General features: G+C 39.8%; 13 protein-coding genes. 8 read left to right on the forward strand and 5 right to left on the reverse strand.

Going from position 1 to position 15752, the window contains the following annotated elements; genetic code table 11:
- Window positions 1–196: 196 nt before the first annotated feature.
- On the forward strand, window positions 197–574 hold the full coding sequence (locus KJA58_RS01765; protein ID WP_213357749.1) for a hypothetical protein: 378 nt from the start codon (window positions 197–199) through the stop codon (window positions 572–574).
- Window positions 575–591: 17 nt separating this feature from the next.
- On the opposite strand, the gene dnaA is transcribed toward KJA58_RS01765, so the two are convergent.
- From dnaA to KJA58_RS01780, 3 genes are all read right to left on the reverse strand, one after another.
- Complete coding sequence (gene dnaA, locus KJA58_RS01770; RefSeq protein WP_213357750.1) at window positions 592–1974, reverse strand: chromosomal replication initiator protein DnaA; 1383 nt, start codon at window positions 1972–1974, stop codon at window positions 592–594.
- Between the two features lie 62 nt (window positions 1975–2036).
- Window positions 2037–4427 (reverse strand): membrane protein insertase YidC, encoded by a 2391-nt coding sequence (gene yidC, locus KJA58_RS01775; protein ID WP_213357751.1) that lies wholly within the window; start codon window positions 4425–4427, stop codon window positions 2037–2039.
- A gap of 97 nt (window positions 4428–4524) precedes the next feature.
- Window positions 4525–5388, reverse strand: coding sequence for a prolipoprotein diacylglyceryl transferase (locus KJA58_RS01780; protein ID WP_213357752.1), 864 nt, complete (start codon window positions 5386–5388; stop codon window positions 4525–4527).
- 88 nt (window positions 5389–5476) lie between these two features.
- On the opposite strand from KJA58_RS01780, the gene KJA58_RS01785 reads away from it, so the two are divergent.
- Entirely contained in the window at window positions 5477–5926 is a 450-nt protein-coding gene (locus KJA58_RS01785; RefSeq protein ID WP_213357753.1) for a hypothetical protein, read from the forward strand.
- An 11-nt stretch (window positions 5927–5937) separates the two neighbouring features.
- A complete protein-coding gene (gene acpS / locus KJA58_RS01790; RefSeq protein ID WP_425513810.1) occupies window positions 5938–6315 on the forward strand; it encodes a holo-ACP synthase in 378 nt (125 codons plus the stop codon).
- Window positions 6316–6318: 3 nt separating this feature from the next.
- On the opposite strand, the gene trxB is transcribed toward acpS, so the two are convergent.
- Window positions 6319–7254, reverse strand: a complete 936-nt coding sequence (gene trxB, locus KJA58_RS01795) for a thioredoxin-disulfide reductase (protein WP_213357755.1) — start codon at window positions 7252–7254, stop codon at window positions 6319–6321.
- Window positions 7255–7436: 182 nt separating this feature from the next.
- Here trxB and rpsA point away from each other — a divergent pair, with 182 nt between their 5' ends.
- From rpsA to truB, 5 genes are all read left to right on the forward strand, one after another.
- A complete protein-coding gene (rpsA, locus tag KJA58_RS01800) occupies window positions 7437–9221 on the forward strand; it encodes a 30S ribosomal protein S1 (RefSeq protein WP_213357756.1) in 1785 nt (594 codons plus the stop codon).
- 84 nt (window positions 9222–9305) lie between these two features.
- The gene (nusA, locus tag KJA58_RS01805) at window positions 9306–10610 is read left to right on the forward strand and encodes a transcription termination factor NusA (RefSeq protein ID WP_213357757.1); all 1305 of its coding nucleotides are present in this window, start codon (window positions 9306–9308) and stop codon (window positions 10608–10610) included.
- A complete protein-coding gene (gene infB / locus KJA58_RS01810; protein ID WP_213357758.1) occupies window positions 10567–13311 on the forward strand; it encodes a translation initiation factor IF-2 in 2745 nt (914 codons plus the stop codon). The genes nusA and infB overlap by 44 nt, the downstream gene beginning before the upstream one ends.
- A gap of 11 nt (window positions 13312–13322) precedes the next feature.
- The gene (gene rbfA / locus KJA58_RS01815; protein WP_213357759.1) at window positions 13323–13724 is read left to right on the forward strand and encodes a 30S ribosome-binding factor RbfA; all 402 of its coding nucleotides are present in this window, start codon (window positions 13323–13325) and stop codon (window positions 13722–13724) included.
- Window positions 13721–14473 carry a tRNA pseudouridine(55) synthase TruB gene (truB, locus tag KJA58_RS01820; protein WP_213357760.1) on the forward strand — a complete coding sequence of 251 codons (753 nt, stop codon included), beginning with the start codon at window positions 13721–13723 and terminating at the stop codon, window positions 14471–14473. Before rbfA ends, truB begins: the two co-directional genes overlap by 4 nt.
- 28 nt (window positions 14474–14501) lie before the next feature.
- On the opposite strand, the gene ychF is transcribed toward truB, so the two are convergent.
- Entirely contained in the window at window positions 14502–15596 is a 1095-nt protein-coding gene (gene ychF, locus KJA58_RS01825) for a redox-regulated ATPase YchF (protein ID WP_213357761.1), read from the reverse strand.
- Window positions 15597–15752: the final 156 nt, after the last annotated feature.

The raw sequence follows: 15752 nt of genomic DNA on the forward strand, positions 1-15752 counted from the left end.
TTGACTGAATAGACTCACAGAGAGACTTTTCTCATTCTTAATCTCGAGATTATTTAAATGTCTACTACTATCAATCCCTTTTTAAAGAGATCAGGCATCAGATTTATTAGCTTTTTTTAAATCAACTAAAAATACCTTTTTTGTTTTTGGGGAAACTCTTAAACTATTTGTCATTATTTTAAATGACGGTGTCATCATGTACGCTCATGGCTATGGAAGGAACAGAACGGCTACAGGAAAATTGAATGTAGTTACTTTAGACGACATCAACCAAAGGGATCGACCTGCTCCACAATACTCGGATCAAGCTTGCAGAGCATCCATGGCTCTTATGAAAGAGCTGAATAGGGGGGCTTTTGTTGGCACAGGGTTGTTCGTTGCTAGCGCTATTTTGGAGTGCGTATTATCGCTGTCCCTACTTTTAACTTTGGGATTAAGCTGTCCTCTGACGCATTATGGAGTAATTTTAGCAATGGTTATTGCTACAGTGATCTTTGTGGAAGCTCTTCTTAGGTTGATAATATCTGCCTCTATAAGCATGTCTGCTGTGCGGCACGACCATAGCACGCAATAAGAAAATCTTTACCCCCGTTAATCAGGAGGGGTCTCTCCAGAAACGTATTCTAGTTCCTTGTGACCAGAGAACAGCGATTGAATAATTTCTTTTACGCTCAAACTGATTTCTCTGTCTCCAGATTCCAAAGCTTTGGATACAAGTCTAATAGAAGATATTACCGTTGAATGATCTCTAGAAAAGATTTCGCCTATTTTCATGTAAGAGAGAGAAAGGTGAGATCGACATAGATACATGGCTATTTGCCTAGGCAAAACATACTCTCTGGATTGGGATCTCCCTAATAGATCATCTACAGAAATCCCACACTGACTGGCTACAGATTGTACGATTTTTTGTGGAGTAAGCCTAATTTGCTCAGCTTCAGCTAAGAGATCTTTCAGAAAATACTTTATATCCTTCTCATAGAGTAATTGTTGAGAGCATTTTCTATAAGCAACCCGCTTGGAAAGTAAATTCAAAGCATGAAGGATGCTTTTAACATTAGAGACAAGCTCTTGAATAAGAAACTCGACAGAGCTTTCGTGCAGGCGCACCGACAACTCTTGAGATTTGCTGTAAATAAACTTCCGCAACCCATCTTTAACTAAAGATTGTACAGGAATAACTATTCCCCATTCGAAGCGGCTTACAAGCCTTTCCTCCATGAACTTTAAATCTCCTGGAGCATACAAGGAAGAAAGCATTATCAATTTTCCTTCTGTATGTAAGGAGTTAAATGTATGGAAAAATTCTTCTTGAGTAGCAGCTTTTCTAGAAAAAACCTCGATGTCCTCAATAAAGAGCGCGTCAACTTTTCTATAGAATGAGCGAAATTTTTGCATTTCCCCAGCACGAATAGCAGCGACTAGATGTTCTGTAAAGCGTTCGGCATCAACAAAAAGCACTTTCTTCCCACAATTTTTTAGTTCATGGGCAACGGACTGCATTAAATGCGTTTTCCCCGCGCCCTCTACTCCAAAAAGATATATAGGATTAAAAGGGAATTCTGCGCCGTCTGATGCTGGTAGTCCAAAGTTTTTTAAAATACGGAAGGCTGGTTCATTCTCTGGTGTTATCAAAAAGTTTGCAAATGTTTTGTTCTCATCTAATTCCTGATCTTTGATAGAAAAAAAAGAGGATTGAGCATCATAAATAGGCGCCAACTCCCTACCCTCTCCACTCTTTTCGGAAGAAGAAATGTGCACTCTAATGGCTTTCCCGTTGTTATTGACAAACTGAGCCTTTACTTTGTGTCGAATATGTTCTTCAAACCAGGTTAACTGAAAGGAATCGCTAGCTTCCAAATAAAGGTTGCAAGCGTCAAAGCAAGAAACTTTCAAAGAACGTAGCCACTTATCTACAATTTCTTTACCTATTTCCTTATCTTGCAATAAAAGAAATTCTTCCCAAGCTCGCATACTAAACTCTATTTACCAATTCCTTTCTTATAGCTTTTATCAGCTATAAACCCGAGTTTAAATTATCGAAAATGTCCTCTTTTCTTATTCAAAACAATCTCGTTTTTCGCATTTCTCTTATCTAAAAGTTTATTGGTAGCCCATTGTTGAGCTATACCTAAAATTGTCGAAGATAACCAGTAAAGATTGAGTCCTGAGGGAAAATTATAAAACATAACGGTGAAGAGCAAAGCCATCATTGTCCCCATGGCTTGTTGCTGTCGTTGTTGTTCCGTAAGCTCCCCGGTCTTCGAAGTAGTGGAAAGTTTTTGTTGGGCAAACATGACTACCCCCAAAATTATGGGTAATAGGTGTATTTGGTTTCCTATCAGAAAGATGGGGGTCCTCCAGGAGAAGATGACATCAGGAGCTGTTAAGTTATCTATCCACCCAGGGATGAACGAAGCCCCTCTTAACAAGAACGAAGACTTCAATAAATCAAACATTGCTATTAAGAAAGGCAACTGGATTAGCATGGGGAAACACCCCATTAAGGGATTAACCTTATTCTCCTTATATAAAGTCATGATTTCCAGCTGAGCTCTTTTAGGCTCATGCTTATACTTTTTTTGAATTTCCTGAATATAGGGAGACAGTTTTTGCATGCGTCTCATAGAACGTAGAGACCACGCGTTTAACGGGTATAAGACTATTTTTAGAAAAACAGTTAGCAAAATAATAGATATTCCCCAAGATCCTGTTAAAAACTTAAAGAATTTCATTACTAAAAATAGCAGTCTAGCAAAAGGTTCTGATATGAAACCGAAAACACCTTTGAAAACTAAACAACTGCTATAGTCGGGGGTTTCTCCAGAATCTGTCTTAAAAGTTTTGTCTATCTTAGATAATGTGGGCTCTGCTAAGGGGCCTGCATAAACTCTAAAAGAGGAGGATTTACCGTCAGAGTTTATGGGCAATAAAATCTCATATCCGGGATATTTCGACTCTGGATACTGATTGTTTTTCTTATCAATTAGAGACAGTTTCGTTATCGCGGTAGATCCAGGAACATATAAGGTAGCAAAGCTTTTCGGCGAGGAATCCAAAGGAGTAATAATTATTCCAAAGTATCCATTAGAATTAAGAACCCACTCAGGATGCGCGCCCGTAGCTGTAGAGGAAGATGCCTTAGCCTTAGGAAGCTTAACTTTTTCTAAAGAACCTTGTCCTTTTTTTATAGTGCGGTATTTTAGTGCGGGAACGAAAGCTCCTGACATAATTTCTACTTCAGGAATTCCTGATGTAACCCACACCTTGTCTTCTCCGTAACGAACATTTAGGTCCACGTTAAAACAATAAGGCTCGTTTATAGGGTCTTTAGGAAGAGAAAACTCTTTCCTTACCCGCCCATCTGTGCTTTCGAGAATAAGCTGTGTATTTGTAAAATCTACCAAACGGAAAAATGAAGTTATGGGGTGATCAAAGTTCTCTCCAGAAACTAAATTGAAAGATTGGTAGCGGGCGGGCAGCAGTTTTTCAGAATTGTCAAGGCTTCCACGTCTAAGAAGTGGATAATAGCCCCCTATTTGTTCTTGAACCTTTTTCCTGTCTGCTCCTATGGAAGAAAAGCCAGGGAATGTAGCTTCTTCAGGGTTGGCCTCTGCTAAGGCTCGGTCTGTTTCTATTTCATTGACTATACTGAATTTGTTCGCATCAGAAACTATCGGTAAATTTATTCCTTCAATAGAACCACTCTTTTCAGAAACTACCAACTGAAGGAATTCATTCTGCAAAACATAGTGATTATCAGATCCAGAGTAAGAGGCTTTATCATTTAAGACTACAGCACGAGTCATAGGAAGGTTTAACGCTACTAACCTTTCTTCAATGGTATCGTATACACCCAGAGGCAGGTAATCGGGCCCAGATCTCCAAAAAACTAAAGAAGTACCTAAAATAGGGAAATCCTTACTGAAAATTTTTCCTTTCTTATATTGCCCCGGAAATACGAGAGGATCTTTGCCGTTTCTGAACTCGACGACGAGGACAGGAATTTCGGAGTCAACACTTGGAAGAAAAACTTTCCCCATATCTACAACGGAATTCTTAGATGCGTTATTTTCATAAAGCAACACGCTAACTCCGTGAAAAGCATAACTCCTTCCAAGGTATCCCCAATCTTTACCTCCACAAGATAGGGAATGGCTAACAACTGGATCTTTGCTTAGGGTTAACATGGCATTCCCCAGAACAACTCCTTGTTGTTCAGCAGACTTTTCTGCACCACTATCTTTTTTCCAAGAAACTACCTTCAGTCCCGAAGACTCTATCTGAGAAAGAACAGAAGATGTCATCTCCCGTTGTTTTTCTGCTATCTGTTTGTATCCATTAAATTCTTTGTAGCCGAAAAAAAGTTGACATCCGATAAAAGAAGCTCCGACCAATCCTACAAATAAAAAAAACCGTTTATTCATTTAAAATCTCGCTCAATCTAAGGCAAGAAAATATCACACTAATGATTTATCCCCCAAACAAGAATCTAAAATAGTTATTAACCTTTTACGACAAACTCTATTTAGATAAATAGCGTTGGGAAACTAAGTATCGAAAAACCAGAACAATCCCTAAAAAAAGAAAAGGTATGGATAGAAGCTGACCCATACTTAACAAAGAGTCTTTAGAAAGAACTATTCCTTGATGAGATTTAAAAAACTCCGAAATGAAACGAATACAGAAAATGCCTAAAAAAGTTATCCCAGACAAAAACCCTCTACCCAAAAGCAATAAATTTTTATTACTTATTTTTTGAAGAATAATAAATAAGATTAAGTACCCTACCCCTTCATACAACTGAACAGGATGTCTAGGAATGCCTGGAAGAGCGTCCACAGGATTTTCAAAAGTTATAGCCCAAGGAAGATTGGAAGGGATTCCTGTAATCTCTTGATTTATGAAATTTCCCACTCTGATCATAAAGGCTGCTATACCTGAAGATACGCATGTAATATCGAGAACAAAAAGGGTGCTGATGTAAGGGATCTTTTTTCGATAAATATGAGTAAAAATTGGGATCCAAAACAACATTCCTAGGACACCTCCGTGACTAGCTAACCCTCCTCTCCACACTTTAATAATTTCTTCTGGATGCTTCACGTAGTAGGGAAGACCATAGCAAAAAACGTATCCCAACCTAGCTCCAATTAGAATAAAAAAAATCGAAAGCAGCGCAAAATTTTCAAAAGAAGCTTTCACTTCTTTTTCATTACAATTTTTATCCAGCTTTAAAAGAGCTTTAACAGCGAGCCTCACACCAAAAAAATATGCAAGAAACATTCCCAAGGAAAATAAAACCCCATACCAGGTCATAGAAATATTCCATTTTTCAGAGATAGTTATGGAACTATGTGGATTCCAAGAAAGAGACGAAAAAATCATTTAAGGGGTCCTATATTTTTAAATTTTTAAGGAATGAAAAGGAAAAACTGTGTTATAAGCTCCTTATTTCTCAGCCCTGTATTTTATAATGTCTCCTAATAAAGATAAAATTTTAATATCCACGCCAGGCTTTCTTTGGTTGTTTGGCGGGATTAATTTGACCAAAGGGGCTCTGCTTCTTTTTATCAAAACCAATTCGAACGAACTCCCTGTTTACGGCTTTTTAACTATTCTAGCCATCTTGTTGGGCAAAGCTAAATATCGCTTTTGCTTGTCTAAGACTGTGGAAAGACAGCTTTTAAAAGCTTTTTCTGTCCCAGAAAAACTTTCCTGCATAAATTTTCTAAGGGATACTTTTGTTTCAAAAAAAATGGCAGCCATATTCATTATTGCTGCTTCATCTGCCGTTATTTGCAGTCAAATATCTCACCTTCCAACACTATTCTTTGTACGCCTTACTGTAGGAACCGCTCTTTTAAGAGCTGCTTTCGCTTATTTAACTCCAATCTCCGCAGGGAAAACTCCTTCTTACCGATGATTGCACAAAACATTCTAGGAATAGGCACAGATATTATTGAAATTCAAAGAATCGAGAAGGCTGTGCTTAAATTTGGAGATAGATTTTTAAACAGAGTTTTTACGGAACCTGAACTTATTTACTGCTTTTCTTTACAGAACCCCTTCCCCTCTTTAGCTGCGCGATTTTCCGCCAAAGAAGCCGCAGCAAAAGCCGTTGGAACAGGCATAACTAAAGAGTTATCTTGGAGGGATATTGAGATTATCAAGACAAACGGAAAGCCAACAATTCAGTTAAGAAACAACTTTATGCTCCACGCTCAAAAACCCCTCTTTCACCTTTCCTTAAGCCACAGCAAAGAGTATGCTACCGCCACCGCGATAGCCTTTGTTTCTTCCAACGCTCAATAAATCCTAATGAAGAAAAGACTCAGCTTCCAGAGCAGCCATACACCCACTTCCAGCCGCAGTGATAGCTTGGCGATATACTTTATCTTGAACATCTCCAGCAGCAAAAACCCCCCTAACAGAAGTTTGAGTTGTTCCAGGTTTTGTGAGTATATACCCCTGATCATCTAGCTCTAAGGCCCCCCTTAAAAAAGCAGTGTTTGGCTGATGACCGATAGCAAAAAATACTCCGCCAGCATCAAAAGATTTTTTTTCTTTCGACACGTTGTTGAATATCTCAACAGAACGAACAACTGTGTCTCCGGATATAGATACAACCTCAGAGTTCCATAAGACAGTTATTTTGGGATTATTGCGTAACTTCTCCTGCATAACTTTCGACGCCCTAAGAGAATCCCTTCTATGAACTAGGTAAACTCGACTCCCATACCTGGTAAGAAATATGGCTTCTTCCGCAGCAGAATCTCCCCCGCCTATGACAAATAAATTTTTGTCTTTGAAAATGGGCGCCGCCCCATCACACACAGCGCACGCCGTAACACCCTTTTGCCAAAACTCCCCCTCTTTAGCTCCAGGAATATCCAGTTTTTTAGCAGAAGCTCCAGTTGCTATTATGCACGAATCACAGGTGTAAACTTCATCTCCAGAATAAATTTTAAATGGAGTTGTAGAAAAGTCCACAGAATCAACATCCCTAGGCAAAACCTTTGTTCCGTAGACCTCTGCTTGCTTTTTCATTGAAGTCATCAAATCTGCTCCAAACACGCCGTCAGGAAATCCTGGAAAATTTTCTACTTTGGTAGTGGTCATCAGCTGCCCCCCGGCAATTCCCTGTAAAAACCCTTCAAATAAAACGGGCTGCAAAAGTGCTCTGGAAGCATATATTGCTGCCGTATACCCCGCTGGGCCAGACCCTATAATAATAATTTTTGAATGACTCATTCGTTCTCCGTAACCAGGTTTAGATAAAGCGTTTGCAAAATACAAACTTTAAAGAAAATGAAACTATTTTTTAAGGTAAATAGAATAAAAAATTTGTCGAAGAAGGCAGCCCTTGCCTTTTTTAAGGTTAATATTTACACTGTCTCTTTTGACTTTTGTAGTTTTTAGGAGAATAACAATAAATGCCAAAACAATCCGAATACACCTGGGGATCCAGTAAAATTCTTGACGATGTCGAGTTTTTAGCGAGCGATATGCAGGAGTTTGAAAACCTCCTCTATTCCAATCACGGAATCAAACATGAAGACAACGAACCTGAAGAAAAAATCCTTCCTGGAGCTATTCTTAGAGGTATCGTTGTTGACATCAATAAGGACTTCGTTGTTGTTGACGTTGGGTTAAAGTCTGAAGGCGTGGTTCCTATGGCGGAATTTGTGGACTCCTCCGAGGGATTAGCCTTGGGCGCTGAAGTCGAGGTTTACTTAGACCAGGCGGAAGACGACGAAGGGAAGGTGGTTCTTTCTAGAGAGAAAGCTACACGTCAACGTCAGTGGGAGTATATTTTAACTCACTGCGAAGAAGGATCTATCGTCAAAGGACAGATCGTTCGAAAGGTCAAGGGCGGGCTTATGGTAGACATTGGCATGGAAGCCTTCTTGCCCGGATCACAGATAGACAATAAGAAAATTAAGAATCTCGATGATTATGTCGGCAAGGTTTGCGAATTCAAGATTTTAAAAATAAATGTCGAGCGAAGGAATGTAGTTGTTTCTAGAAGAGAACTTCTCGAAGCTGAAAGAATTTCTAAGAAGGCCGAGTTAATCGAGAAAATTGTTGTCGGAGAAAGACGTAAAGGGATTGTCAAAAACATTACTGACTTTGGCGTTTTCTTGGACCTAGATGGAATAGATGGGTTGCTTCATATCACAGATATGACTTGGAAAAGAATTAAGCATCCCTCTGAAATGGTCGAGCTAAACCAAGAACTGGAAGTCGTAATTTTAAGTGTTGATAAAGAGAAAGGTCGAGTAGCTCTCGGGTTGAAACAAAAAGAACACAACCCTTGGGAAGACATAGAAAAGAGATATCCTCCAGGAAAACGTGTGACAGGGAAGATTGTAAAACTCCTCCCTTATGGAGCTTTCATAGAAATAGAGGACGGCATTGAAGGCTTGATCCACGTCTCCGAAATGTCTTGGGTGAAAAATGTTATTGATCCTAGCGAAGTTGTAAATAAAGGCGATGAAGTCGAGGCGGTGGTTCTATCTATTCAAAAAGACGAAGGAAAAATTTCTCTCGGCCTGAAGCAAACTGAGCACAACCCATGGGATAACATCGAAGCAAAGTATCCTATAGGCTTGCAAGTTCAGGCGGAAATCAAAAATTTGACCAACTATGGAGCCTTTGTAGAATTAGAGCCCGGAATAGAAGGCTTGATCCACATTTCCGATATGAGTTGGATAAGAAAGGTTTCCCACCCTTCAGAGCTTTTCAAAAAAGGCAACAAGGTTGAAGCTGTTATTCTTTCCGTAGATAAAGAAAGCAAGAAAATCACCTTGGGTGTAAAGCAGTTAAGCTCTAATCCCTGGGATGAAATTGAAGAAATTATTCCTCCTGGATCAGTCGTGACCGGAGTTGTAACGAAAATCACAGCCTTTGGAGCCTTTGTAGAATTGCAAAATGGAATCGAGGGACTAATTCATGTTTCCGAGCTTTCTGATCAAGCCTTTTCTAAGGTAGAGGATGTTGTTTCTGTCGGGGACTCTGTTACCGCTAGAGTTTTAAAACTAGATCCTGAGCATAAAAAGGTTTCTCTTTCCATCAAAGAGCAGTCTAGTAAATCTAGCGCAGCCTTTGATAAAGACAATATTGTCATAGAAAACCTCTCCGAAGATGATTCTGAAGAGATGCTCGATGAAGAAGATCTTTCCTCTACAAAAAAAGGTAGAAAAAAGAAAACTAAGTAGTTGTATCATCTGTTGTGTTCCAAGGAGTTCGCCCCCTTGGACACAACTTTATTTTAAAAATACTTTCCTTACCCAGGGAGACAAATGAATAAAGATCTTGTGGCTATCTTCGATTACATGGAAAGAGAGAAAGGTATCAATCGTTCCACTGTTATTGGAGCTATAGAGGTTGCTTTGAAAACAGCAGCAAAAAAAAGCTTGAGAGATGAAGCCAATGTATCTGTGAATATTAATCCTCGAACGGGAGATATAGAAGTCTTCTGCGAGAAAGAAATTGTTGACGTTTGTAAAAATCCAAGCAAAGAAATTTCTTTAGACAAAGCTAGAGAATATGATCCTGACTCTGAGATCGGCCAATACATAGATGTTCCCTTCTTTTCAGAAAACTTTGGAAGAATTGCAGCACACGCTGCCAGACAGATCATCAGTCAAAAACTGCGTCATGCGGAAAGAGATGTAATTTATGAAGAGTATCGTCATAGAATAAACGAAATCATCTCTGGAGTAGTTAAACGCTTTTCTAAAGGCTCTAATTTGATTGTCGATTTGGGCAAAGTCGAAGCACTTCTTCCAGCCAGGTTTTATCCTAAAACGGACAAATATAAAGTTGGTGATAAAATTTATGCTCTTCTTTACGAGGTTCAAGAGCTGGACAACGGTGGGGCAGAGGTCATTCTAAGTCGCAGCCATCCGGAATTTGTTCGCCAATTGTTCCAGCAAGAAGTTCCTGAGTTAGAAGATGGGGTTGTCGAAATAGTAAAAATCGCCAGAGAGGCCGGGTATCGAACTAAGCTGGCCGTTCGCTCTACCGACCCTAAAACAGATCCTGTGGGCGCTTTTGTGGGAATGCGCGGAGTTCGGGTTAAAAATATTATTCGAGAGCTTAATGAAGAAAAAATAGATATTGTCAACTACTCTTCCTCCCCTGTAGAAATGTTGCAAAACCTTTTACTCCCTATAGAAATTCAAAAAATAGCTATTTTAGAAGACGATAAAGTTGTTGCCATAGTCGTTAATGATTCAGATTATGCCACTGTTATTGGGAAAAAAGGCATTAACGCTAGACTCATTAGTCAAATTCTTGGCTACGAATTAGAAGTTCAAAGAATGAGTGAATATAATAAGCTTCTAGAAATTCAACGACTTCAATTGGCCGAGTTTGAAAACCCAGAGTTAGATAAGCCTCTAGACGTGGAAAATATTAGCAAGCTAGTGGTCCAGAATCTGGTACAGGCAGGATATGACACTATAAGAAAAGTTTTGTTGGCTAATGCTAGCGAACTAGCTTCTGTCCCCGGGATTAGTTTAGACCTTGCTTATAAAATTCTTGAGCAAGTCAGTAAACATGGAGAGCATAAAATTGACGAAAAACCTAAAACTGAAGATTAAAAATTCAAAACTGACTAAAGCCGCTGGATTAGATAAGCTTAAAGCAAAGCTTGCTCAAGCCGGTTCTGAAGCGAAACCTCAGGAAGAAAAAAGCGGAGTGAAGTCCGCAAAAAGCAAGTCAGCCAAGATCACACAGGAAAGTGCTGAGTCTGCGTCTTCTTCCTCTTCAACTTTAACGGTAGAGTCAGGCTTCGGAGAAAGCTCTCCCCCTCGTCGTATTCGCGCAAAATCAAAGTCTTCGTTTACTGCACTGGAAGAAGCTATTATTCCTCAGGAAGAACCCCAGCAATCCTTGGAGGTGGAAAGCTCTTTGGAGCAGCAAGAGGAGGCCCTTCCTGAGGTGTCGCCCTCTCCTTCTAAGGAAGTATCTCCTTTAGAAAACAGCTTTACTCCTGATGAGTCCTCTAATGAAGAAGCCGTTTCTGAAGGGTTGGAGAAGGAGGAGTTTCAAGAAACACCAACGATTGCTTCTACCACAATTGAGAAGGCGGAACAAAAGACTCCTTCCATTCAACAAGAGTCTTCTGTCGAGAAAAAACCTGCCAAAGTTACTATTAAATCTAAATTTGGCCCTACAGGAAAACACATCAACCACCTCCTCTCCAAAGTCTACAATAATAAAAGTGATAGCTCAGACGCCTCAGAGCCATCTTCAACACAAGTCTCAGCAGAAGCTTCAGAGGAGGGCTCCTCTCCAGCTTCTCCCTCAAAGAAAACAGATTTATCGGCAGGAGCGGGAAATAATAGCAGAGGATTTCTTAGGAAGGACTCGAAAAAATCTATACCAGAGTTTAGAGATGGTAGAAAAAAATCTTCGGAATCCGTCAAATCTTTTTCTGGCAGGGATCGGTACGGTCTAAATGAAGGTAGCGATGATGACAAGTGGCGAAAAAAGCGAACCAAACAGAAAAAGTCTTATGAAGACCACGTCGTGCAACGCCCTACTTCTATTAAAGTCCCTCTCCCCATTACTGTGAAAGATTTAGCTGCTGAGATGAAGCTTAAAGCCTCGGAGCTTATTCAAAAGATGTTTATACATGGTATGACCTACGTTGTGAATGACGTTTTGGATGACGAAACAACTGTTCAGTTCATTGGATCTGAATTTGGATGTACCGTAGAAATAGATCACTCCGAAAAGGAAAAGATTCAGGTAGTATCTAACTCTGTTAAGGAAGAGGTTAATGAAACTTCTCCGGAAAAACTAGCAATTAGACCCCCTGTAGTGGCTTTTATGGGACATGTTGACCACGGAAAAACTAGTCTTATAGATGCTCTGAGAAAAAGTAATATAGCTTCAGGCGAAGCCGGAGCCATAACTCAGCATATGGGAGCCTTTCGTTGTTCTACTCCCGTGGGAGATATCACTATCTTAGACACCCCTGGACACGAGGCTTTCTCAGCCATGAGAGCTCGAGGGGCTGAGATCTGCGACATTGTTGTTCTAGTCGTCGCTGGAGACGAAGGAATTAAAGAACAAACAACGGAGGCTATCAAGCATGCTTTAACCGCCGGGATTGTCATTGTTGTCGCCATTAATAAAGCAGATAAACCCAATTTTAATGCTGAGAATGTGTACCGACAATTATCCGAGTTCAATCTTTTACCAGAAGCTTGGGGTGGAACGACCGCTACTGTAAACACCTCAGCCAAGACCGGAGAAGGCCTTACAGAACTACTGGAAATGTTAGCTTTACAAGCTGAGGTTCTAGAGTTAAAAGCAGATCCTAGCAACAGAGCCAGAGGCTTGGTTATTGAGTCCGAATTACACAAAGGATTAGGACATGTTGCAACAGTTTTAGTCCAAAATGGAACTCTACGGGTCGGAGATTCTTTGGTATTCAACGATTGCTACGGAAGAATAAAAACTATGCATGACGAGCACAATCATTCCATGAAAGAAGCTTGTCCCGCTACCCCAGCGTTAATCACCGGACTTTCTGGAATTCCTAAAGCTGGTGACCCTTTTGTTGTGGTAAAGAATGAAAAAACAGCAAAAGAGATTATCGAAGCCAGAATTGCTGGTAAGCAGAGATTTGCTCTTCAACAAAAGCGTAATCTTTCTTTTGACGCTTTGCTCCAAAACAGAAAGGTGTTGAAACTTATTGTTAAAGCAGACGTACAAGGATCTATAGAAGCTTTAGTGGGATCCATAGCAAAGATAAAATCTGATAAAGTGAAGGTAGACATTGTTTCTACCGGAGTTGGAGAAATTTCAGAGTCGGATATTCGTTTAGCCGCAGCTTCTAAGACAACTATATTAGGTTTTCATACTTCAATAGAAAGTCATGCAGAGCCTCTTATTAAAAGTCTCGGAGTTCGAGTAAAGCTACACGATATCATCTACCACGCCATCGATGACGTGGAAGCAATGATGGCCGATTTATTAGATCCTATTATGGAGGAAAAGCCTCTGGGTTCTGCAGAAATTAAAGAAATTTTCAAATCATCTCAGTTAGGATGTATCTACGGCTGTTTAGTAGTTGAAGGCAGCATCGTAAGAAATCAAAAAGTTAATTTGGTGCGAAATAAAGAGGTTATCTGGAAGGGCTCCATATCTTCTCTGAAACGAATTAAAGAAGATGTTCGAGAAGTAAAGAAGGGGCTTGAATGTGGCGTACTGCTGGATGGATATGGATTAGCTAAAATTGGCGACACCATTCAATGTTACGAGATTATTTACCACCCTCAAAAACTGTAGTAAAAATCCTTATGACGGAAAGCAGAAGATTAAAGAAAGCCAATGCCCTACTTAGAGAAGCTATAGCACAAGTAATCCTTAGGGAAGTTCAACATCCAAAGATTTCCAACGAATGGATTACTGTCACTAGAGTTTCTGTTTCTCCAGACATGCATACCGCAAAGGTATACGTATCTATTATGCCGAATTCAAAAAATGGTTCAGAAGAAACTTTAGAGGCTTTAAACTCTTCCTCTGGCTTCATAGCTTGTAGAGCTTCTAAAGGCATTGTTCTTAAGTACTTCCCTGAGCTAGACTTCTGTTTGGAAGATATTTTTTCTCCACAGGATCGTGTAGAAGAACTTTTGTGGAAGATAAAAGAAGAAGAGAAGACATCTCCTTCTTCTTTAGATCAAACTGATGAAATATTATGAAATTAATGACCGATCTTAAGGAAGGTATCCTTCTCGTAAATAAACCCAAGGGAAGAACTTCTTTTAGCCTTATTCGCGCGCTAACAAAGCTTACTGGCATAAAAAAAATTGGTCATGCAGGCACTCTAGATCCTTTTGCTACGGGTGTAATGGTCATGCTCCTAGGAAGAAGGTATACGCGCCTATCAGACAAACTTCTTTTTCAGGACAAAGAATATGATGCTATTGCTCATTTGGGCACTACCACAGATTCATATGACTGTGACGGAAAAGTTGTTGGTAGATCAAAAAAAGTCCCAACTTTGCAGGAAGTATTAACAGCTTCGGAATCCTTTCAAGGAGAAATCTTACAAGTTCCTCCTATGTTTTCGGCTAAAAAAGTTCAAGGAAGAAAGCTCTATGAATACGCTAGGAAGGGCATTGTTATTGAAAGATCCGAATGTAGGGTACGAGTTTCTTTAAAAATTACGAAATACGAGTACCCTAGAGTTTTCTTTTCTGCTTCCTGTAGTAAAGGCACTTATATTAGAAGCATTGCTCACGAGCTAGGTAACATGTTAGGCTGTGGAGCCTACTTAGAAGAACTTTGTAGATCTAGAAGTGGGAACTTTTTGCTCAAAGACTGCATAGATGGAAATCTTCTCGACAACGAACACTTTGACATAGCCCCCTACTTGATGGAGGTAGGAGAAGAGCTGTTAATTGCCAAGGAACCGCAGCAAGATTCCCCATATCCCTTAGCTCCCTAGTCCCCTCCTCAAGATTGGATGTTTTATCTTAATTATGCAGGAATAATATAACGTCTCCGTCTTGAACGATGTAATCCTTACCCTCAGACCTTAGCTTTCCATTCTCCCGTGCTCCAGCTCTTCCTCCATAAGCAATCATGTCTTCCATAGACACAACTTCCGCGCGAATGAATCCCTTACAAATATCTGTATGAATAGCAGAGGCTGCTTCAGGCGCTTTAGTCCCTTTTGAAATAGTCCAAGCCCTAGTTTCTATAGGACCTGTGGTGAAATAAGATATAAGCCCTAAAGTATCGTAAGCAGATCGAACTAACCTAGTTAGCCCCGACTCCTTCAAGCCCATAGACAATAATATTTCATCTGCTTCTTCTTTAGGCAAAGCGGCAAGCTCTTCTTCTAATCGTACACAAATAGGAATTACAGGAGCTTTTTCTAAAGAAGCTATTTTTTTTACTTTTTCTACGTACTCGTTAGAAAGACTTCCAAGAGAATCTTCATCTATATTAGCTATATACAGAATGGGCTTCTTTGTTAGAAAAGGATAGGGTTTCAATACCTCCCTTTCTGCATCGCTGAGATCTAAAGTGCGTACAGGTTGTTCACTTTCCAGGTGTTTAAGAACTTTTTCTAACGCACTCAGTAAAAGTGCAGGCTCTTTTTTTCCTTTAGCGGCCTTTTCAGCCTTAGTATAAATACTTTGAGCTGAAGAAAAATCCGATAAGATTAGTTCTAAATTTATTGTTGATATATCATCCTCAGGATCAATTTTCCCCGCGACATGCGTAATTTCAGTGTTTTCAAAACATCTCACTACATGAGCAATGGCATGAGTTTCTCTAACGTGCGATAGAAACTTATTTCCCAACCCTTCCCCAGAGGCAGCGCCTTTAACCAACCCTGCTATGTCAACAAATTTTACATCTGCATAAATAAGTTTTTCGCTACCACTTATAGTGGCTAGTTTCAAAAGTCTCTCGTCTTTGACGGAAACTATTCCTACATTAGGATCGATAGTGCAAAAAGGATAATTGCTAGAAGCAATCCCCGCGCCTGTTAAAGCGTTAAATAACCCTGATTTTCCCACATTAGGAAGGCCAACAATTCCACATTCGGTATGGCTCACCCACTACCTCCTAGAGTTCGATACTGGTGCGACGGAAAGAAAGTATATACCAAAAGCGACATATTATTTCACTCGCATCCTGAAGCTTAGCTCTCTCAAAGATAAAAATCTCAAGACTCGAGGATGAGCTTGTTTAAAAACCCTTCATTAAGGTAA

This window comes from Chlamydiifrater phoenicopteri (assembly GCF_902807005.1).
Taxonomy (GTDB): Bacteria; Chlamydiota; Chlamydiia; order Chlamydiales; family Chlamydiaceae; genus Chlamydiifrater; species Chlamydiifrater phoenicopteri.